The organism is Corynebacterium sp. CNCTC7651 (assembly GCF_021496665.1).
Taxonomy (GTDB): Bacteria; Actinomycetota; Actinomycetes; order Mycobacteriales; family Mycobacteriaceae; genus Corynebacterium.
The window spans coordinates 1543130-1561964 of record NZ_CP071246.1; the positions used below are offsets into that span (position 1 = coordinate 1543130).

General features: G+C 66.4%; 18 protein-coding genes and 1 pseudogene. 3 read left to right on the forward strand and 16 right to left on the reverse strand.

Translation table 11 applies throughout. From position 1 onward, the window contains the following. Positions 1-2: 2 nt before the first annotated feature. The 8 genes from murF to JZY91_RS07475 all read right to left on the reverse strand — a co-directional run bounded on the left by murF (position 3) and on the right by JZY91_RS07475 (position 8929). A complete protein-coding gene (gene murF / locus JZY91_RS07440) occupies positions 3-1529 on the reverse strand; it encodes a UDP-N-acetylmuramoyl-tripeptide--D-alanyl-D-alanine ligase (protein WP_234947236.1) in 1527 nt (508 codons plus the stop codon). A 2-nt stretch (positions 1530-1531) separates the two neighbouring features. After that, positions 1532-3064 carry a UDP-N-acetylmuramoyl-L-alanyl-D-glutamate--2,6-diaminopimelate ligase gene (locus tag JZY91_RS07445; protein WP_234947237.1) on the reverse strand — a complete coding sequence of 511 codons (1533 nt, stop codon included), beginning with the start codon at positions 3062-3064 and terminating at the stop codon, positions 1532-1534. Between the two features lie 33 nt (positions 3065-3097). Beyond that, entirely contained in the window at positions 3098-5044 is a 1947-nt protein-coding gene (locus tag JZY91_RS07450; RefSeq protein ID WP_370639206.1) for a peptidoglycan D,D-transpeptidase FtsI family protein, read from the reverse strand. 101 nt (positions 5045-5145) lie between these two features. Continuing rightward, positions 5146-5874 carry a hypothetical protein gene (locus JZY91_RS07455; protein ID WP_234947238.1) on the reverse strand — a complete coding sequence of 243 codons (729 nt, stop codon included), beginning with the start codon at positions 5872-5874 and terminating at the stop codon, positions 5146-5148. A 62-nt stretch (positions 5875-5936) separates the two neighbouring features. Then, the gene (rsmH, locus tag JZY91_RS07460) at positions 5937-6935 is read right to left on the reverse strand and encodes a 16S rRNA (cytosine(1402)-N(4))-methyltransferase RsmH (RefSeq protein WP_234947239.1); all 999 of its coding nucleotides are present in this window, start codon (positions 6933-6935) and stop codon (positions 5937-5939) included. A 214-nt stretch (positions 6936-7149) separates the two neighbouring features. Continuing rightward, the gene (mraZ, locus tag JZY91_RS07465) at positions 7150-7584 is read right to left on the reverse strand and encodes a division/cell wall cluster transcriptional repressor MraZ (RefSeq protein ID WP_234947240.1); all 435 of its coding nucleotides are present in this window, start codon (positions 7582-7584) and stop codon (positions 7150-7152) included. A gap of 410 nt (positions 7585-7994) precedes the next feature. Then, positions 7995-8387, reverse strand: coding sequence for a DUF3040 domain-containing protein (locus JZY91_RS07470; RefSeq protein ID WP_234947241.1), 393 nt, complete (start codon positions 8385-8387; stop codon positions 7995-7997). 110 nt (positions 8388-8497) lie between these two features. Next, the gene (locus tag JZY91_RS07475; protein WP_234947242.1) at positions 8498-8929 is read right to left on the reverse strand and encodes an SAV_6107 family HEPN domain-containing protein; all 432 of its coding nucleotides are present in this window, start codon (positions 8927-8929) and stop codon (positions 8498-8500) included. A 154-nt stretch (positions 8930-9083) separates the two neighbouring features. Here JZY91_RS07475 and JZY91_RS07480 point away from each other — a divergent pair, with 154 nt between their 5' ends. Continuing rightward, on the forward strand, positions 9084-9650 hold the full coding sequence (locus tag JZY91_RS07480) for a GNAT family N-acetyltransferase (protein WP_234947243.1): 567 nt from the start codon (positions 9084-9086) through the stop codon (positions 9648-9650). Positions 9651-9689: 39 nt separating this feature from the next. Continuing rightward, on the forward strand, positions 9690-10775 hold the full coding sequence (locus JZY91_RS07485) for a polyprenyl synthetase family protein (protein ID WP_304504126.1): 1086 nt from the start codon (positions 9690-9692) through the stop codon (positions 10773-10775). Here the strand turns inward: JZY91_RS07485 and JZY91_RS07490 are convergent. Further along, positions 10772-11146 (reverse strand): Rv2175c family DNA-binding protein, encoded by a 375-nt coding sequence (locus JZY91_RS07490; RefSeq protein WP_234947244.1) that lies wholly within the window; start codon positions 11144-11146, stop codon positions 10772-10774. The two genes, JZY91_RS07485 and JZY91_RS07490, sit on opposite strands and share 4 nt — an antisense overlap. Before the next feature lie 65 nt (positions 11147-11211). Between JZY91_RS07490 and JZY91_RS07495 the strand changes: the two are divergent. Continuing rightward, positions 11212-12495 (forward strand): annotated as a pseudogene (locus JZY91_RS07495) (protein kinase); the annotation flags it as partial. Positions 12496-12520: 25 nt separating this feature from the next. Here JZY91_RS07495 and JZY91_RS07500 read toward each other — a convergent pair. The 7 genes from JZY91_RS07500 to JZY91_RS07530 form a co-directional block, all read right to left on the reverse strand. Beyond that, positions 12521-13909, reverse strand: a complete 1389-nt coding sequence (locus JZY91_RS07500; RefSeq protein WP_234947246.1) for a class II 3-deoxy-7-phosphoheptulonate synthase — start codon at positions 13907-13909, stop codon at positions 12521-12523. A gap of 69 nt (positions 13910-13978) precedes the next feature. Beyond that, positions 13979-14500 (reverse strand): polyadenylate-specific 3'-exoribonuclease AS, encoded by a 522-nt coding sequence (locus tag JZY91_RS07505; RefSeq protein ID WP_234949095.1) that lies wholly within the window; start codon positions 14498-14500, stop codon positions 13979-13981. A 4-nt stretch (positions 14501-14504) separates the two neighbouring features. Continuing rightward, a complete protein-coding gene (locus JZY91_RS07510) occupies positions 14505-14750 on the reverse strand; it encodes a hypothetical protein (protein ID WP_234947247.1) in 246 nt (81 codons plus the stop codon). Next, the gene (locus tag JZY91_RS07515; RefSeq protein WP_234947249.1) at positions 14751-15524 is read right to left on the reverse strand and encodes a 1-acyl-sn-glycerol-3-phosphate acyltransferase; all 774 of its coding nucleotides are present in this window, start codon (positions 15522-15524) and stop codon (positions 14751-14753) included. It lies immediately after the preceding gene. A gap of 11 nt (positions 15525-15535) precedes the next feature. Continuing rightward, positions 15536-16522: an ROK family protein gene (locus JZY91_RS07520; RefSeq protein ID WP_234947251.1), complete on the reverse strand. Its 987-nt coding sequence runs from the start codon at positions 16520-16522 to the stop codon at positions 15536-15538. Between the two features lie 11 nt (positions 16523-16533). After that, positions 16534-17682 (reverse strand): glycosyltransferase family 4 protein, encoded by a 1149-nt coding sequence (locus JZY91_RS07525; protein ID WP_234947252.1) that lies wholly within the window; start codon positions 17680-17682, stop codon positions 16534-16536. Positions 17683-17686: 4 nt separating this feature from the next. Next, complete coding sequence (locus tag JZY91_RS07530; protein WP_234947254.1) at positions 17687-18712, reverse strand: C40 family peptidase; 1026 nt, start codon at positions 18710-18712, stop codon at positions 17687-17689. Between the last annotated feature and the right edge of the window lie 123 nt (positions 18713-18835).

Genomic DNA, 18835 nt, shown 5'->3' on the forward strand with positions numbered 1-18835 from the left:
AACTATTTCCTGCCTCGGCCAAGCAACAGCTGCTCAGCCACAACCCACAGCCCGTGGGAGTTGGAGGCCTTCACCAGCACAACATCGCGGTGCTCGCGCTCGTGCCAGCCCTCCGCCCCGGGCGGGGCAGCTGCAAGCAGCTTATCGACGTTAGCCAGAGCCGCAGCCGCATCCCCCACCTCAACCGTGTCAATGCCGCGTTCTCGCGCCCGCTCCGCGAGCTCGGCCAGGGCCTCGCTGCCCCCGACGGTAACCAGGTGGGTGACGCGGTAGCGGGCCAGTGCATCCGCCAACGCCGCGTGCGCCTGCACCGCGTCCTGGCCAAGTTCCGCCATCTCGCCGAGCACGGCAACGGAGCGGACCCCGGGGCGCGCCGCCGCGGTGAAGCCCAAGGCGGCGATGGCCGCGCGCATGGACTCCGGGTTGGCGTTGTAGGCGTCATTGATCACGGTCACGCCGTCCGCGCGCGTGTTCACGTCCATGCGGTGCGAAGAAACGGAGTGGGCGCCGGTGAGCGCTACCGCCACGGCGGCCGCGTCCATGCCGCACTCCATACCCACGGCCGCGGCCGCGAGCGCGTTGGATACCTGGTGGGCGCCGAACACGTTGAGCTGCACGCGCTGCGGCTCCCCGCCCGGGCTGTGCATGGTGAAGGTGGCGCGCGCCAGCTCGTCCAACTCCACGTCCGTGGCGTAGTAATCCGCCTTGCGGCCCTCCGCGGAGAACGTGACTACGCGAGCGGTGGTGCGCGTTGCCATGGCGGAGACCAGATCATCGTCTGCGTTCAGCACGGCCACGCCGCCGTCGGCAGCAGCCGGCAGCGCCTCAACCAGCTCGCCCTTTGCCAGCGCGATGTTTTCGCGGGAGCCGAACTCGCCCAAGTGGGCGGAGCCGACGTTCAGCACCACGCCGACCTGCGGCGGGGCGATGCGGGCCAGGTGGGCGATGTGCCCGATGCCGCGGGCGGACATCTCCGCGACAAGAAAATCGGTGTCCTCGCTGCAGCGCAGCACGGTGTACGGGTGCCCGATCTCGTTGTTGAAGGACCCGGGGGGCGCCACAGTTTCGCCCGCGCGGGAGAGCACCGCGGCGATGAGGTCTTTTGTGGAGGTCTTGCCGGCGGAACCGGTCACACCAGTGATGCGCAGACCGTGGTTGGCCACCAGCTCGCGCGCGACGTGAGCGGCCAGCTTGGACATCGCATCCACCACCCCGGCTGCGGAGCCGTCCGGGTCGTTCGCCACCAGATCCGAGTTGTCCCCGGCCTCCGCGGGGCGCTTCTTTACGACGATCGCAGGCGCGCCCACCTCACGCGTCGTCAGCGCGGCAACCGCGCCCTGCTCAATAGCCTTGGGCACAAAATCGTGGCCGTCCACGCGCGCGCCCGGTAGCGCGATGAAGAGCCCGCCCGGGGTGATCTTGCGGGAGTCAAACTCCACGAAGCTGGTGACCTGCGCCTCCGGGTCCGCCTCCGGGCTCAGGGTCCCGTCGGTGACGTCGGCGATAGTGCGCAGCGAGAGTGAAATCATTGCTACTCCTCCCCCGTTTCCTGTCCGTAGCCCAGCGAGGCAAGTGCCCGGCGGACCTCTTCCCTGTCGTCGAAGTGGTGCGTGGTGTCGCCGACAATCTGGCCCACCTCGTGGCCCTTCCCCACCACAATGACGGCGTCGCCGGGGCGAGCCCATGCGACTAGCTCATCGATCGCGCGGGCGCGGTCGCCCACCTCGCGGACCTCAGTGTCTTGGTCGGCTGCGTCGCGCGCGCCCGCGAGCACTGCGGCTCGGATTGCGGCCGGATCTTCGGTGCGCGGGTTGTCATCCGTCACCACCACAAGGTTCGCGCGGCGCGCGGCTTCGGCGCCCATCAGCGGGCGCTTGGACACATCGCGGTCCCCGCCGGCACCGACGGCCACGCCGATGCGGCCCTTGACCTGACCGCGCAGGGTGTCCAGCACGGCGGCCACGGCTGCGGGCTTGTGGGCGTAATCCACAACGGCGATGAACTCCTGGCCAGCGCTGATACGTTCCATGCGTCCCGGCACCGCCGCAGTGCTCAAACCCTGGATGAACGCCGGCACGTCCACGCCCACGGCGTCCGCCAGGGCGATGGCGAGGGCGGCGTTAGCCACGTTGAAGGTGCCGGGCAGCGGCAGGGTGAAGCGGTACTCCGCCCCCTGCACGCGCACCAAAACATCCTGCGCGCCCGTGGGTTCCACGCCCAGCTGCGTCGCTTCCACGTCCAGGTTCGCCTGGCCGCGGGTGCCTACGGTGATTGGGTCGGAAGCAATCGTCGATAAGCGTGCGCCCCAGTCGTCGTCGACGCAGATGACGCTGCGCGCGGCGGCGAGGGGCGACGCCGGGTCGAAGAACTGCGCCTTGGCGGCGAAGTAGTCCTCCATGGTCTCGTGGAAGTCCAGGTGGTCCTGGCTCAAGTTGGTGAAACCGGCGACGTTGAAACGCGAGCCGCCGGTGCGGCCCAGCATGAGGGCGTGGGAGGAAACCTCCATGACCACATGCGTCACCCCGGCGCGCAGCATGCGGGCGAAAAGCGCCTGCAGCATGGGCGCCTCTGGCGTGGTTAGGGAGCTGGGGACGTCCTCCCCGGCGATGCGGGTGCCGGTGGTGCCGATCAGGCCGACGCGGCAGCCGGCCGCGGTCAGGCCGCGTTCCAGCAGGTAGGTGGTGGTGGTCTTGCCGGAGGTACCGGTAACACCGATCAACGTCATGTGCTCGGAGGGGTGGCCGTACACCTCCGCCGCGACCTCCCCCAGCACCGCGCGGATATCCTCCACCACCAAGATGGGGCGGCGGTCCGACGTTTCGGAGATGATGGCGTAGCCCGCGTGGTCCGTCAGGATTGCGCCCGCCGGGGAATCGAACGCGAAGCGTGCGCCGTGCACCCGGGTTCCGGGTAGCGCGGCGAAGAGGCCGCCGGGCTCTACCGCGGTGGAATCCAGACTGACGGACTCCACCACCAAGTCCACGCTCGGCGCGTTGAACACCTCCGCGCCGGCGATCTCTGCGAGCCGGTGAAGCGTTGGTGCCTCGGGCTGAGCCATGGCCATGGTTGCGGTTCCTTTCTTATGCACTGGCAGTTCTTATTGTGCCTGCAGGATGTACGGTTCGGCGGGCGGGGACGGCGGGACGTTTTCCCGGTTGAGCAGCCAGCTGGCGATCTCAGTGAACACGGGTGCCGCAGACTGGCCGCCGCGGCCGCCGTGAAGCGGGCCGCGCTGCGGCTCATCCAACATGATGGCAACTACAAAGCGCGGGTCATTCGCCGGGGCGATGCCCGCGAACGTGATCCAGAACTGGCTTTGGGAGTACGCGCCGGTCTCCGGGTTCACCTTCTGGGCGGTGCCGGTCTTGCCCGCTAGCTGGTAGCCCTCCAGATCGTTGCCCTGCGCGGTGCCGGACTGCAGGCCGGCCGGGTCCGATTGGAACGCGGAGCGGAACATGTCCACCGTGGTGCGTGCCGTTTCCTCGCTGACCACGCGGGTGCGCTGGGGCTCCGGCTGCTCAACCTCTTCACCGTCCGGCCCCACCACGCGGGAGATGATGCGCGGCTCGATCCGCTCGCCGCCGTTGGCCAACGCCTGGTACACGCCGGCCATCTGCAGCGCGGACCAGCTCATGCCCTGGCCGATCGGCAGGTTGGCGAAGGTGCCGCCGGACCACTGCTCCAGCGCGGGCAACAGGCCGGCGGACTCGTTGGGCAATTCCACGCCGGTGGTGCGGCCAATACCGAAACGCTGCAGGTAGTCCCAGTAGCGCTCCTCCCCCAACCGTTGGGCCAGCTGGAGCGTGCCCACGTTGGAGCTCTTGCCGAAGATGCCCGCGGTGGTGTACGGGGCAACATCGTGCGCCCACGCGTCCCGCACGGTCACGCCCGCCATGTCGATCGAGCCCGGAACCTGGTGGACTTCCTCAGGCGTAGTCAAACCCTCTTCGATGGCAGCCGCGGCGGTGATCACCTTAGCCACAGAGCCCGGCTCGAACGGGTGGGAGATGGAGTTGTTGTCAAAGTCCCGGCCTTCTTTGAGCTGCTTATCCAGGTCACCGTTCGGGTCAATGGTGCCCGTGTTGGCCATGGCCAGCACTTCGCCGGTGCGTGCGTCCAGCACCACGGCCTGCGCGTCGAGCGCCAGCGAGTTCGCCTTCGCCTGCTCAAGGGTCTGCTGCACGAAGGTTTGCAGGTCCAGGTCAATCGTCAGCTCAATGCGCGCGCCGTCCACCGCCGGGACCACGTCGCGCAACGTACCCGGGATCGCCTGCCCGTTCGCGGACACGTCCTCGGTGGAGCGACCGTTAATGCCGGTGAGGATTGCGTCGCTGGACGCCTCCAGCCCGAACTGGCCGTGGCCGTCCATGGAAACCTTGCCCAGGATGTTCTCCCCGATCGCGCCGTTGGGGTACTGCCGAATGTCCTGGTGGTCCGCCGCCACGCCGTGGAACGTCTTGGCCACCTGCGCAGCCACGTCCGGGTCCACGTTGCGCACCAGCACCTCATAGTTTGTCTCCGCGTGCAGCTTGTCCAGGATTTCGCGCGCGCTGACATTGCCCACGGTGCGCGGCGCGTCCTTCGCAGCATTGCTTCTCGACGACTGCTTTTCCGCCTCTTCCCGCTCAACCACGCCATCGCCGATCATCACCGGAATCTCGTTGGCCATGGTGCGCAGCACGTCTTCAACTCGGGCGTCGATTTGGGCTTCGATGGCGTCCTTGGAAGCGCCGTCCATACGCAACTGCAGCTCCTGCTGCTCGCGCAGCTCGTTGCGCAGCGTGATCGGGGACACGGTAAGCGAGCGCGCCTGCATGGTGTAGGCCAGCATGTTGCCCTCGCGGTCCACGATTTCGCCGCGGCGGGCGGGGTCGGTGTACAGGCGGGCGCGTTGCGCCTGCGCCTGTTCGCGCAGGTCAGGGCCCCACACCACCTGCACCCAGAAGAGGCGGCCGATGAGGATGGCGGCGACGACAAGGAACGCGACGGCAAGCCACGAGGCACGGCGGTGGGTAATCGCTGCCTGCTGTTGCTGTTGCGCCACCTCTATGTTCACCTACCTCATACTGCTCTGCTGAACGGACGAAAGCCCTTACGGTCTTCCAATCTTGCACGCTGCAGGCCCTTTGCAGCGTGTGCCACACGCTAGAAGGCGGGCGGAACGTTCGGCTGGTAGGGGGCGACGTTGGCGAAGCGCGGTGCAGCAGCGCCTTCGGGGCCTTGCGGGCGGTCACCGATCACGTTGCCGCCGGGCAGCGGAGTGAGGGAATCGCCGAGCTCTTCGGTGGCGCCGCGGTCACTCGTTGCGCGGTCTGCGCGAACCGGTGCACCGTTGACGTCCATGACCGGTGCCACGGATTCCGGGTTGAACTCGCGGCGCGTTTCCACATGCCCGTCCGGCGCAACCTCCACAATGCCGGGCTGGCTTGCAACCAGCATGCCGGCGTCAGCAGCCCGCTGGGCAATCTCCGCCGAGGAGCGCAGATCCTCCAGGTCGCGGTTGAGGGATTCGACCTCGTTCTTCAGCTGGCGCTCCTGGGACTGCAGCTGCTGGATAGTAAAGGTCTGGGTGGTGGACAGGCCGGAGAGCACCATGGCGATGGCAATGCCGACCACCAGGAGGAAGACGGCCATGCCGCCCACCGCGGAGAAGCGGCGCTTCGTCTGCACCGGCGCGGCGACACGGCGGCCACGCACCGACACCACCTGCTGAGACCCGAGCCGACCGCGGGACCCGCTGTGCGGCACGTGGGGCTTCACACCCGGCTTCGGGGTGGGCACGTAGGCCGACGGGCGGGAACCACGGGTGCGCGGCGCGGCCGGACGGGGCAACGTGGTTGTGCGCGGCGCGGAGGCGATGTCTCGAACGGCCATGGTGTCGGTGTCCTTTGTGCTTTTGGTGTGGCGGGGCGTGCGGGTTGGGTCTTTAGGCGGGGTTAATCCGGAGGGGCGAGTTTCTCCACGCCGCGGACACGCACAGAGGCGGCGCGGGAGTTGAGCTCGATCTCCTCCTGGCTTGCCTTCTCCGCGCCGTTGGTGATGGAGCGGAATTTCGGCGCGGTGCCGGGCAAGTCCATTGGCAGCCCGGGCGGAGTCTTCGAGGCGGTCAGGTCCGCAAAAGCTGCCTTTACAATTTTGTCCTCTAAGGACTGGTAACTCATGAACACCACGCGGCCGCCAACGCCAAGAAGTTCTGTAATTACCGGAACTACGTGTTCCACGGCCTCGAGTTCGCGGTTGACCTCCACGCGCAGTGCCTGGAATGTGCGCTTGGCCGGGTGGCCGCCGGTACGGCGAGCTGCGGCCGGAATGGTGTCGTAGAGCAGCTCCACCAATCGTGCGGAGTGCTCGAACGGGGCACGTTCGCGCTCCTTCACAATCGCCGTGGCGATCTTGCCGGCGAAGCGTTCATCGCCGTAGGTCTTGAGGATGCGTGCAATGTCACCGTGGCTGTAGGTGTTCAGCACGTCTGCGGCAGTGATTCCCGTGGTGGGATCCATGCGCATGTCCAGCGGAGCATCGACCTTGTAGGCGAACCCGCGCTCCGGCTGGTCCAGTTGCATCGAAGACACGCCGAGATCAAACAGCGCGCCCGCCACCCCGGTGTCGCGCACTGCATCGAAGGCGGGACCTTCTCCGGTGGCGATGGGTTCCAAGATGTCGTCGAAACGCGCCTGCACGGGTGCGAACCTGTCCCCGAAACGGGCGACGCGCTCGCCGGCTTGGGCGAGCGCGTTCGGGTCGCGGTCCACGCCGATCACTCGCGCGGCGCGGAAGACCTCGAGGAAGTGCTCGGTGTGGCCGCCGGCGCCGAGAGTGCCGTCGACAATCACGGCGCTGTCGCCGAACGCCTCAACGGCGGGCGCGAGCAGTTCCGCCATGCGGTCGCGCATCACGGGGACGTGGCCGTGGTTGGCAGCAGGGTCGAAGTCCATGTCACTAACGTTGTGCTGTGCCACTTGGTGCCACCCCCTGCCCTGTTGTCGCCGCCCGCGTGAAAGTCCCACTGTGTGTGGGGAGCGAGTAGAGCCCTGCCCGGGGCGGCCGTTCTGATGTCGGGGAAGTACACCAGAAGAGCTACGCACCCCGGACAGAGTCCGTACACGCTCTCCGTCAGTAGTCAGCGCCTGCCGTGTGGGTAGTCAGCCCCTACAGCAGACCGGAGAGAATGTCGTCATCGTCCGCCGCCGAGAAAGCGGCTTCCGTCTCCTGTTGATATTGCGCCCAGGATTCTTGATCCCAGATCTCCAGAAAATCCACTGACCCGATGACTACGCATTCCTTGCTCAGGTTTGCGTACTCCCGGTGCGCCGGCGACAGCGTAATGCGACCGGAACCGTCCAGCGTCTGCTCATCCGCACTGGCAGCCAGGTTACGAATGAACGCGCGAGCCTTCGGGTTCGTACGGGAAGCTGCCGCCGCCTTTCGGGCACGTGCGGCGAACTCCTCGCGGGGATAGACCGCAAGCGAGTGGTCCTGCCCCTTGGTCACCATCAACCCGTCCGCCAGCTCCTCGCGGAACTTGGCGGGCAGTGTCAGGCGCCCCTTGTCGTCGAGCTTGGGAGTGTAGGTTCCCAGAAACATCCGGTGACCTACCTTTCCTTCCACCTTCAGACCGAGCTCATGAAATTTTCTGCGCTTCGATCCATGCCGCCCACGTAGTCAAGATGGACACCACGTCTCTCCGCTGTGCCCCACTTTAACCCACTTTCCCCCACCTACGCCACACCGCACGGCAAAATAGCGGATAAAATTTAGAAAACTCCAGGTAAATCGCGGTTTGAGCGGTGGCGAGCCCACCCGCGGAGCCCTGCCACAGCCAACTCATTTGTCACAGTAGACCCATGGGGCTCATGCTTATCGACGACACTCCGCAGCGTCTCACCAGGTCAAACGTGGCGTGGGGGAAGGTGGGGCATCCGAGTGGGCGAAAGTGGGGAAACGAAAAAACCTCCCGCATTGCGCGGGAGGTAAAGGTGGGAGGAAGTGGCGCGCTACTGGCGATCCTCAAAGCGGCGGCGGAAATTCTCCTCCATCGCCACAGTGCGCGGGGAACGGGCACGCTGTGCCTGGGAAGGCGCCTGCGGGCGGGATGTTGACGGCGCGGGGGCGCGCAGCGCCATAATGCCGCCGCCCAGCATGACCACAAATCCAATGACACTCAGCACAATTGCCCAAATGCTCAGCGACGCCAGGGCAACGCCGCCAATAAGCAGGACCAGACCCAGCACCATGAGAGCGACGCTGCGCATGGTCAGGTTGCCGGTGGGCGCGGACACGCCAAAGCCAGCCTCATTTGCCACGGTGCTCCCAAACTTGGGATCTTCCGCGAGGAGGGACTGCTCAATCTCGCGGAGCATGCGCTGTTCTTGCTCAGAAAGAGACACTTCGTTTTCTCCACAGCTCCGGGTAGGACGGTTGGTATGCGTAAGTACCAACGGCCATCGTAGCCGGTTTGTTCCCGGGGAAAACATCGCTTCGCGGAATCACCCCATTGCTATGCCGCCATCACGTCGCCCGGGTGCACCTCTATATAGAAAGACTCCGCATCCTTGAGCAGCCGGCGCACCAAGTCCGCGTCCAGGTTGCGCTCTATGCCGGAGGCCACTCTCCCCCGCTGGCGCGAATATGCGCGAAACCGGTCCGCCCACGCTTTGCCACCCTCCCCCGTAAGCGCAAGCTTGTCCCACGCGCTGGTGGGCAGCCGCTTACGCTTGCGCAGCACCGGGGATTGCGCGTTCACCGCACCCGCCACACGAAGCGCCGCTTGGTAGGCGTACTCCATAGCGAGGTCAGGGCGGGAAGCTGCGAGCTCTGCCCGGGCGGCCCCCAAGAGGGACTCGGCCGACGCAAGAAAAGTGTCGCGCCGGGACGGCCGGGCGGCTGCACCGTAGGTAGAGCTGGTGGTGGCGGAGATAACGCTGTTCATCTTGGTTTCCTTCCGTTGTTCTCGGTATTGCCCATAACCTAAAACAACCGTTCGAGATCCAATCTGGAAGAGTCGCACATTCGTTCGAACGTCGAAAAGCAAAAGCCCCTAAAAACCGCCTCCGATGATGGGCGCGGCGTGGTTAGGTGGTGGGGTGAGCGTAGAAATCCGCAGGCTCAGCGCGGGCGAGTACTCCATGCTCGTGCCCACGCTGGTGGATATTTATATGGCTGCGATGGAGTATGACCCGGCGATTCGGGAGCAGCGGGTGCGCATCTGGCGCGGCGAAGTGAGCTGGCCGGGGTTCACTGCTATTGCCGCGATTGAGGGCGGGGATGTGATCGGGGTGGCGTACGGCTTCATCGGCAGTCGCGAGCGCTGGTGGGACCGCCAGCTGATGCGGAGCATGGAGGAAAACGGGGGGATCACCCCGCGGCGCCGCGAGATTCTCAACAGCTACTTCGAGGTAGCGGAGATTCATGTCCTGCCCGGCCACCAGGGGCGCGGCATTGGGGCGAAGCTGCTGACGGAGCTGCTCAAGCTTGCCCCGGCGGAGTGGGCGCTATTGTCCACCCCCGAAATCGACGGCGAAGCGAACGGCGCGTTTGGGCTCTACAGGAAGTACGGGTTTGAGGATCTAGCGCGCAACTTCATGTACCCGGGCGACCCTAGGCCATTTGCCATCCTTGGCCGTCGGCTGCCGCTTCCCAGTGGTCTGTAGTGTTGGTGGGCGAATAATGCCGATACGAAGGAGCCATACGTGCAGCACCGCGGATTGACCATCACTGAGGTGCCCGCAGCGGTAGAAGCGCAGCTTGCCTCGTTTTTCGCTGGCCAAGAATCCGTGATTGCAGAGCTGGGTAGCCCGGTGGAGCGCGCGGTGGAGCACCTCAAGCGCTTCGTGCTCGGGGGCGGCAAGCGGATCCGCCCCCTCTACGGCTGGACCGGGTTTGTGGGCAGCGGGGGCTGCGAGCGCGGCGGCGAGGACCCGGAGGCGGTGCTGCGCGCCGTGTCCTCCCTGGAGTTCATCCAGGCCTGCGCCCTGATTCACGACGATATTATTGATGCCTCCGACACCCGCCGCGGCGCCCCCACCGTCCACCGCGCAATTGAGGCGCAGCACCGCGAAGGCAACCTGCGGGGCGATGCCGCGGCGTACGGTGAACATGCCGCCATCTTGATCGGCGATCTGGCGCTGGTGTGGGCGGAGGACATGTGGCGCGGCTCTGGGGTCTCGCAAGACGCGCTCGCCCGCGCCGAGGATGCCTGGCGCGGCATGCGCACCGAGGTCATTGGCGGCCAGATCCTGGACATCGCCCTTGAAACGGAGGGCAGCGAATCTGCTGAGATGGCCGATCGGGTGAACCGGTTCAAGACTGCCGCGTACACCATTGAGCGCCCGCTGCACCTGGGTGCGGCTCTGGCCGGGGCGCCTGCGGAAACTATCGCGGCGTTCCGCGGTTACGGCCGGGACATCGGGATTGCTTTTCAGCTTCGCGACGATATCTTGGGGGTCTTCGGCGACGCCGCGATTACCGGCAAGCCGGCTGGGGACGACATCCGCGAGGGCAAGCGCACAGTGCTCTACACCTCGGCGTTGTCCCTGCTCGACGCTGCCGATCCTTCCGCCGCGGCGGAACTGCGTGCCGGCATCGGGGCCGTGGACGCGGACGTGGACCGGCTCGCCGCGCTCATCGCACGCAGCGGTGCCGTTGATGCGGTGGAGGCGCGCATCGATGAGCTCACCGCGTCTGGCCTGACCTACTTGGAGCAGGCGCCGATCAGCGATGAGGCCGTGTCCACGCTGCGCCAGCTGGCGATCAAGTCCACCGCGCGGCGGAGCTAAAACGCCATCGCCTGCGCGCGGCGGATGACTTCGCGCGCGCCGTGGCCGTGCAGCGCGTCGATCGGGCGGCCCGGCAGCGTCTCATCCGGCGTGAAGAGGAACTGCAGGATCTCGTCCTGCGCGAAACCGCCGTCTGCCAGCACCGTGATCGCGCCGGAGACAAACTTGGACAGCTCGCCGTTGTGCAGCAGCAACGCAGGAACGGTACGCACGCCGTCCTTCTTGTACACAACCAGCTTGCCGGCACCGACAATGTCGTGGACCTTGGTCACAGGGACGCCGAGCAGCTCGGCGACCTCGGGGAAGGTGTACAAGTCCTCGCCGGCTAGGAGCTCGTCGAGAGAAGGCGGGGTCTGCTGCGGGAAAGTCACGCACCGTAGTTTAGCGCCCGCACCTGCATTAGCCATTGGTCGCGCCGGTTCGCCATACTGGGTGCATGCAGTTGGCAGTGGGAGATACCCTGGAGGGCCGCTACGTCATCGACCGCCCCATCGCGCGCGGCGGCATGGCCACGGTCTACCGCTGCGTGGATACGCGCCTGGGCCGCGAGGTGGCCGCCAAGGTCATGCACGAGCAGTACGTGCACGATCCCGTGTTCCGCGACCGCTTCCGCCGCGAAGCGCGCGCACTGGCCCAGCTCTCCCACCCCAACCTGGTCAACGTCTACGACTTTTCGGCCCAAGGCGAGGTCATCTACCTCATCATGGAGCTGATTAAGGGGGGCACGCTGCGCGAGCTTCTCGACGAACGCGGCCCGATGCCGCCACACGCCGCCGCAGCGGTGATGCGGGGCATGCTGACAGGGTTGGCGGTCGCGCACGCTCGCGGCTTGATTCACCGCGACATCAAACCGGACAATGTGCTGATTAACGAGGACCACAGTGTGAAACTGGCGGACTTCGGCCTGGTCCGCGCCGCCGCTGAAGCGACCCACTCCACCGACCAGATCGTGGGCACCGTGTCCTACCTCTCCCCCGAGCAGGTGGACGGCTCCCCCATGACTCACGCTTCCGACGTGTATTCGGCCGGCATCCTGCTCTTCGAGCTGCTCACCGGCCGCACCCCGTTCACGGGAGAGACGCAACTGGCGAAGGCGTACGCGCGCCTCACCGCGGACGTTCCGGCACCGAGCGCGCTGATTGCCGGGGTGCCCAAGCTTTTCGACGAACTGGTGGCCACCGCCACCGCCCGACGCCCGGAAGATCGTTTCCGCGATGCGACGGAGTTCCTCCACGCGTTAAATGATGTGGCCGACGCGCTGGCGCTGCCCGAATACACGGTGCCCGTGCCGCGCAACTCCGCGGCGAATCGAGCGGCCGCGCACCCGACCAATTTCGGTGTCCTCGGCGCAAGCGCGCCGGCGGCGAGTGCTGAGCCCGCGCCGACGCAGTCGCCCAGCCGCTCCGCAGAGGCACAGCGGTTCGAGCCGCGGCGGGCGGAGCCGACCCAAACCCGCTACGCGGAACCGGTGCAGCCGCGCCCCTATGCACAACCGGTGGAACCGCGCCCGTACGCGGAACCGGTGCAGCCGCGTGTTCCTGCGAACGTCGATACGCATGCCCCCGCAAAAGAGGAAGCCCCGGAGGTCAACCCTGTGACCAACCGGGGCGGGGTGGGGCTTGCCGTGTTCTTGGTGCTTGCCGTCGCCGCCACCGCCGCCGTGGCAATCGGCGGTTGGTGGTTCGGCTCCGGCATGTACGGCGAAGTGCCGCCGCTGATCGCCGGCTAGCAGCTGGTAGCGCAGGCTAGTAGCGCAACATCTCCGCGACCAGGAAGGCCAGCTCGAGGGCCTGCTCGGTGTTCAGGCGCGGGTCCACGGCGGACTCGTAGCGGCCCGGCAGATCCACGTCCGTGATGTCCTGGGCGCCGCCGAGGCACTCCGTGACGTTCTCGCCCGTCGCCTCAACGTGGATGCCGCCCGGGTGGGTGCCCAGCGCGCGGTGGACCTCGAAGAAGCCCTGTACCTCGTCAATGATCTTGTCAAAATGGCGGGTCTTGTAGCCGTTGGATGCGGTGAAGGTGTTGCCGTGCATCGGGTCGGACTGCCAGACCACCTTGTGGCCGGAAGCCTCCACAGCCTTCACAATCGGGGGCAGGACCGTGCGGATGTTCTCGTGGCCCATGCGGGTGATCATGGTCAGACGGCCCGGCTCACGGTTCGGGTCGATCTTGTCCGCATACGCCACGGCCTGCTCCGGGGTGGTGGAGGGGCCGAGCTTGATGCCCACCGGGTTGTCGATGAGGGCGGCGAAGTTCACGTGGAAATCATCGATGCCGCGGGTGCGCTCGCCGATCCAGAGCTGGTGCGCAGACAGGTCATACAGCTTGGTCTCGCCCTTGCCGTTTTCCGCGAGGCGGAGCATCGAACGCTCGTAGTCCACCAAGAGGGCCTCGTGAGACGCGTAGATTTCGGAGGTGCGCAAGTGCTCATCGTTCACGCCGCAGGCATCCATGAATGCGAGGGAGCGGGAAATCTCGCGGCCAAGCGCCTCATAGCGCGCGCCCGCCGGGGAGCGGCGCACAAACTCGCGGTTCCAGTCGTTGATGTGGTGCAGGTCCGCAGTGCCGGAAGTCACCAGCGCGCGAACCAGGTTCATCGCCGCGGAAGAGTTGGCGTACGCGCGGATCATGCGGGCCGGGTCGTGGCGGCGGGCTTCCTCGGTGGGCTCCACGCCGTTGACAATGTCGCCGCGGTAGTTCAGCAGGCCGTTCTCATCCCGGTCGGAGGAACGCGGCTTGGCGTACTGGCCGGCGATGCGGCCGAGCTTGACCACGGGCATGGACGCGCCGTAGGTGAGCACCGCCGCCATCTGCAGCAGAGTGCGGATGTTGGCGCGGATGTGCGGCTCCGTGTTGGACTCGAACGTCTCAGCGCAGTCGCCGCCCTGGAGCATGAACGCCTTGCCCAGCGCCACGTCCGCCAGCTGGCCCTTCAGGGACTCCACCTCGGGGGCGAGGACCACCGGCGGCACGGATTCCAGGATCTTGCGCACGTAGTTCGCCTGGTCCGGATCCCACGACGGCTGCTGTTTCGCATCGCGGGACAGCACGTCGACCCACTTCTCGTTCAGGTCGCCCGGCAGCGGGGGCAGGTCCGGCAGCACTTCTTTAGGGATGTCAATAGTCCAACTCACAGCTCTAGTTGTAGCACGCGGGCCCCACGCACCGCGACCTAAACGACCTGCAAAATGTCAACGAGTGGACTACAGATTCCGCGATGTGGACACTTTGCCGTTGCGGTCCAGCGGCAACACGGCGGCGCAAGCGCGGTACTTCTGCAGGTTGTGGCGCGCATCCACCAACGCGTCATGATTGCCGTCCGGAATCTGCGGCAGCCGGGGTCTGCCCGCCATATGCCAATACTGCTTCAGCTCACGGGTAAAGCGAGGTAGTTCGCGGGGGAGGCCCCGCATGTCGCCCCACAACTGCGCCAGCACAACATGGTCGTACGCGCCCACCCACGCCCACAGCTCCGGCTTGGTGTGGCCGGTGGTTAGAAACGCGAGCACGTCCTCGCGGATTCTCCGCAGCGGCTTCCACACCGGGTCAGCCCTGTCCGGCAGCTTGTTCAGCACGTTGCAGCGCACCCAGCTGTTGGCGCGCGCGGGGTCGAACTCCGTGGAGACGGCGTAGTACTCGCGCCCGTCCTCAGCAACAATGCCGATAGAGACGAGCTCGATCGTCGTGCCGTCCTCGATGAACTCCGTGTCGTAGAAATAGCGCACCGGGCTATCGCCTCGGCTCTCCACGCAGCTCCTGCTGCGCCTGGCGCGCGGTGTTCCGGCGCTGGCGCGCGGTCTCCGAGGCCTCGGAACCGTCAGCGGCGTCCCGGCGCGGCCAGAACATCACTACGGCAACCAGCACCACGGCGAGCGGGGCGATGATCGTGGTGTAAAACTCCGCGCGCGAGGCAACCAGGTACGCCGCAACAATCAGCACGACCAAAACGACGCGGGTGACCAGATCCTTATCCACTTAGGCGCGCTCCTTGCCGTCCGCAACAACGGTTTCCTTCTCGCCGCCCGGCTCTGCGCCCTCCGGGTACTCCCCCGTCTGCTCCAGCGCCTTCTTCACATCGGACGCGTAGACATCCACATTCGGGCTGCCAACAAGCTTCGCCAACTCGTGCATCACGTAATCCGTGAACGGGCGCATGACATCGCGGGAGCTCGGATCGAAGCCGTGCTCCTGCGCCCAGGCGTGCGGGTCAATCGGCTCAGAAACCTTGATGCGCACCTTCGCCGGGCGCGGGATGGAGGTGCCGATCGGGTTCGCGTCGCGGGTGCCAATCATCGCGATCAGCACCACGGGCACGCCGGTGGCCATGGCGATGCGCGCCATACCGGTGCGGCCACGGTACACACGCCCGTCCGGGGAGCGCGTGCCCTCCGGGTAAATGCCAAACACGTCGCCGCGCCCCAGTACATCCTCAGCCGCTTGCTGCAGCGCAGCGCCAGCGTCACTGCTGGAGCGATCCACGGGGATCTGCCCCACGGAGGAGAAGAAGAACTTCTGAATCCTGCCCTTCAGCCCCGGCGCCGTGAAGTACTCCTTCTTGGCCGGGAACTGGATCTGGCGGCGCATCATCAACGGCAGGTAGAACGAATCCATCACCGCTTGGTGGTTGGATGCCAAGATCACGGGGCCGGTTTCCGGGATGTGCTCCGAACCGGAAATCGTCGGGCGATTCCACACCAGCAGCGGCGGGCCCAAAATCGCCTTGAACAGCGAGTACCAGTGGTTCTGCATCGTCGACTCCCTTACAACTTTTGGCCCGCGACATCTGCACCGCGAACGCGCTCACGCGCCAGATCGGCGACACCGATCATACCTGCCTGGGGTCCCAGCTCTGCCCGCAGGACGTCCGGAACGGGGCGGTACCCAGCGCCTACCATGTTGGCAGCCAGCGACTCTTTCGCCTCATCCAGGAACAAGTCCGCGTCCTCACTCACTCCCCCGCCGAGCACGATCAGCGCCGGGTCCAGCACATCTGCAACAATGGACAGGCCCCGCCCCAGCCACTGCGCGAAGCTGGACAGCGCCGCTTGCCCCAGCTTGTCCCCGGCGCGCGCGGCTTCCATCACGTCGCGCCCGGTTGCACGCTTATCGACGACTTTTCGGTACAACCCGCAATCCTGATACCGCCCCTGTGTCGCCTTTTCCACCGCGCAATCCAGAAGCGACGTGCCGGAGGCGTAGCGCTCCAAGCACCCCTTCTTGCCGCAGGAGCACACGCGGCCGCCTTGCACCACAGTGATGTGGCCGAATTCGGGCGCGGTGCCGAAAGAACCGCGGTAAATCTCCCCGCGGTGCATGAGCGTGGCGCCGATGCCGGTACCAACGGCGAAGAACACCCACGTCTCCGCGTCGCGCGCCACGCCGTAGATGTATTCGCCCCACGCGGCGGCATTCGCATCGTGTTCCAGGCGCACCGGCAAACCGATCGCGTTTTCCAGCTCTTTGCGCACCGGGCGGTTTTCGCGCCACGGGAGGTGCGGGGCGAAACGGACAATCTCACATTCCGGGTCAAGGAAGCCCGCGATAGCCAAGCCGACGGCGGCTACGTCGTACTCTGCCCGCAGCTCATCCACCATGCTGACCACCGCCGCTTCAAGCTCATCTGCACCGTGCGGGGTCGGGTGTGAGCGCATGGCAAGGATCTCGCCCTCCCCCGACACAACGGCGGCGCGGGTGTTCGTGCCACCGATATCGAACCCTACTGTGAGCGGGAGTGAACCGTTCTGCATGAACGCCAATGCTATCCCGACTGGCCAAGGTCCCCGGCCAGCAGGTCCCACAGCCTATCGCCCAGCACATCCCAGGAGTACGCCCGGGCAACGTGGCGGCGGCCGGCGGTGCCCATGCGGCGGCGCAAGGAAACGTCGTCAAGCAAGGTGCCCAAAGCCGCGACCAAGCCTCCGGTGTCGCGCCCGCCGACCACGATGCCGGTGTCTTTGGTGACGGTCTCTGGCGCGCCGCCGGAATCGCCTGCGACGACGGGCACCTCGCACGCCTGCGCCTCGAGGTAGACGATGCCCAGGCCCTCTACGTCGAGCCCCCCGCCGCGGGTGCGAGCCGGCATGGCGAAGACGTCCGCGGCGGCGACGATGTCCCGCAGCACGTCCCGCTCCACGGCGCCGGTGAAGGTGACACCCTCCACCCCGTCCGCGAGGCGCTCGAGCCGCTTGCGGTACGGACCCGATCCGACGATAACCAGCTGGGTGCCGGGCGCGTGTCGACGCACCTCGGGCAACGCCCGGATCAACTGATCCTGCCCCTTGCGGGCTACCAGGCGCGACGCGCAGACGATGAGCGGCGCCTCGCCCACGCCGAGCTGTTCCCGCGTCGCGCGGATGGCGCCTGGATGCGCGGGGCGGAAGTATTCCACGTCAACGCCGGACGGCAGCGCGATGTAGGTCGGTGCGTCGCCGAATGCGGGGCGAAGCCGGCCCAGCGTGTACTCGGAGATGTACGTGATCGTGTCCGCGCTGCGGCCGATTGCGCGCAAAGCTTGTCGCGAACCTGGCAGCATGGACCAGCCAACCTCGTGGCCGTGGGTGGTGGCTACAACGCGGCTTGCGCCGGCACGTTTCGCAGCTGCCCCCATCAACGCCAGGGGTGCCGCGGCGCCGAACCAGACGGTGTCAATGTTGTGTTCCGCGATGAGCGCTGCCATGCGTCTTGTGGTTGCAGGCGTGGGCAGCATAACCCGCCGTGGCCAGCGGACGATGGTGTACGGCTGCTGGGCATCCCAGTCGGCTGCTGCCTGCGCGTCCTGGGTGGAGGCGAATACCACGATGGCATCAGCGCCCTCGCGGCGCACGAACTGGTCCACATAGTCGCGCAGGTAGGACTGAATGCCCCCGACGGTCGGGGGAAAATCGTTGGTGACCAGCAGCACCGTCATGGCGCTAGTAGCGGACCGCCCCGGTGATCGGCATGGAGTTGTACGGAACAACCTGGATCGGGATCCCGTAGTCCGATGCGTGGACAATCATGCCGTCGCCGATGTACATGCCCACGTGGGTGGTGCCCGGGTAGTAGCCGATGATGTCGCCCGGCTGCAGCTGGCTCAGCGGCACCGGCATGCCGCCGGCGAGCTGCGCCTGCGACGTGCGCGGAATGCCCTTGCCGTTCTGCGCGTACGCCCACACCATGAGACCGGAGCAGTCGAACGCGTTCGGGCCGGTTGCGCCCCAACCGTACGGCTTGCCCAGCTGGGCCATCGCGGCGGAAACAACGCCGGAACCCGCGGCCGGCAGGATCATGCCGCTGACGTCAACCGGGTTGTCCTTGTTCACCCAGCGATCAAAGGATTCCGGGTTCAGGGCGTTTACCCTCGCCTCGATCAGGCGGACCTGCTCATCCAGCTCCTCGCGCTCACGTTCCAACTTCGCCCGTTTCGCGTCGAGCTCAGCCCGCTTGGCCTCTGCCTCCCCTACTGCCCTGGCAACTGCATCAGACCGCTCCACGGCGTCGCGGCTGGCCGCGTTGAGTCCGAGGATGGTGCGCTCTGCATTGCGGGACAGGGCGCCGAGATATGCCGCGCGGTCAATCGCTGCCTGGGGGCTGCCGGCATCGAGGGTGTTGAGCAGCAGCTCGGAATAGGTGTTGCGGTAGCGGGACTGCGCGATGCCGTTCACGTTGTGCTGGAAGCCGGCGCGCGCGCCGCTTGCGCGGTCTGCATCGCCGCGGGCGATGTCCGCTTGCGCCGTGAGCTCAGCAACACGCTTCTGCGCCTCCGCAATCTCATCCTCAAGGCCCTTCAGCTCTTCAACCTTCGCAGCTGCGTCATGGGAGATCTGCTCCATCTGGGCGATCATGTCATCAACGTCGTCGGCAAGCGCCGGCTGCGGAAGCAACGTCAACCAGACGCCGGCGGCCGAGATTGCGGCGATGCACTGCTTCGTCCGAGAGCTCTTGCGGTGTTTGCCCACGTGCGTTCCTTTACGTCCACGGCATGGAGCCTTTATAAAACCGTTACCACTATAGCCCCGCCCGAGCCGGGCGCAAAGACTTAGCTTTTTGCAGGTCAGCACGCAAAAACCCCACGCGTCACG

Bases quoted from the DNA above. Each gene is read 5' to 3' on its own strand.
- murF (WP_234947236.1), bottom strand. From the start codon at position 1,529: ATGATTTCACTCTCGCTGCGCACTATCGCCGACGTCACCGACGGGACC.
- JZY91_RS07445 (WP_234947237.1), bottom strand. From the start codon at position 3,064: ATGGCCATGGCTCAGCCCGAGGCACCAACGCTTCACCGGCTCGCAGAG.
- JZY91_RS07455 (WP_234947238.1), bottom strand. From the start codon at position 5,874: ATGGCCGTTCGAGACATCGCCTCCGCGCCGCGCACAACCACGTTGCCC.
- rsmH (WP_234947239.1), bottom strand. From the start codon at position 6,935: ATGGACTTCGACCCTGCTGCCAACCACGGCCACGTCCCCGTGATGCGC.
- mraZ (WP_234947240.1), bottom strand. From the start codon at position 7,584: ATGTTTCTGGGAACCTACACTCCCAAGCTCGACGACAAGGGGCGCCTG.
- JZY91_RS07475 (WP_234947242.1), bottom strand. From the start codon at position 8,929: ATGAACAGCGTTATCTCCGCCACCACCAGCTCTACCTACGGTGCAGCC.
- JZY91_RS07515 (WP_234947249.1), bottom strand. From the start codon at position 15,524: ATGCAGAACCACTGGTACTCGCTGTTCAAGGCGATTTTGGGCCCGCCG.
- JZY91_RS07520 (WP_234947251.1), bottom strand. From the start codon at position 16,522: ATGCAGAACGGTTCACTCCCGCTCACAGTAGGGTTCGATATCGGTGGC.
- JZY91_RS07525 (WP_234947252.1), bottom strand. From the start codon at position 17,682: ATGACGGTGCTGCTGGTCACCAACGATTTTCCCCCGACCGTCGGGGGC.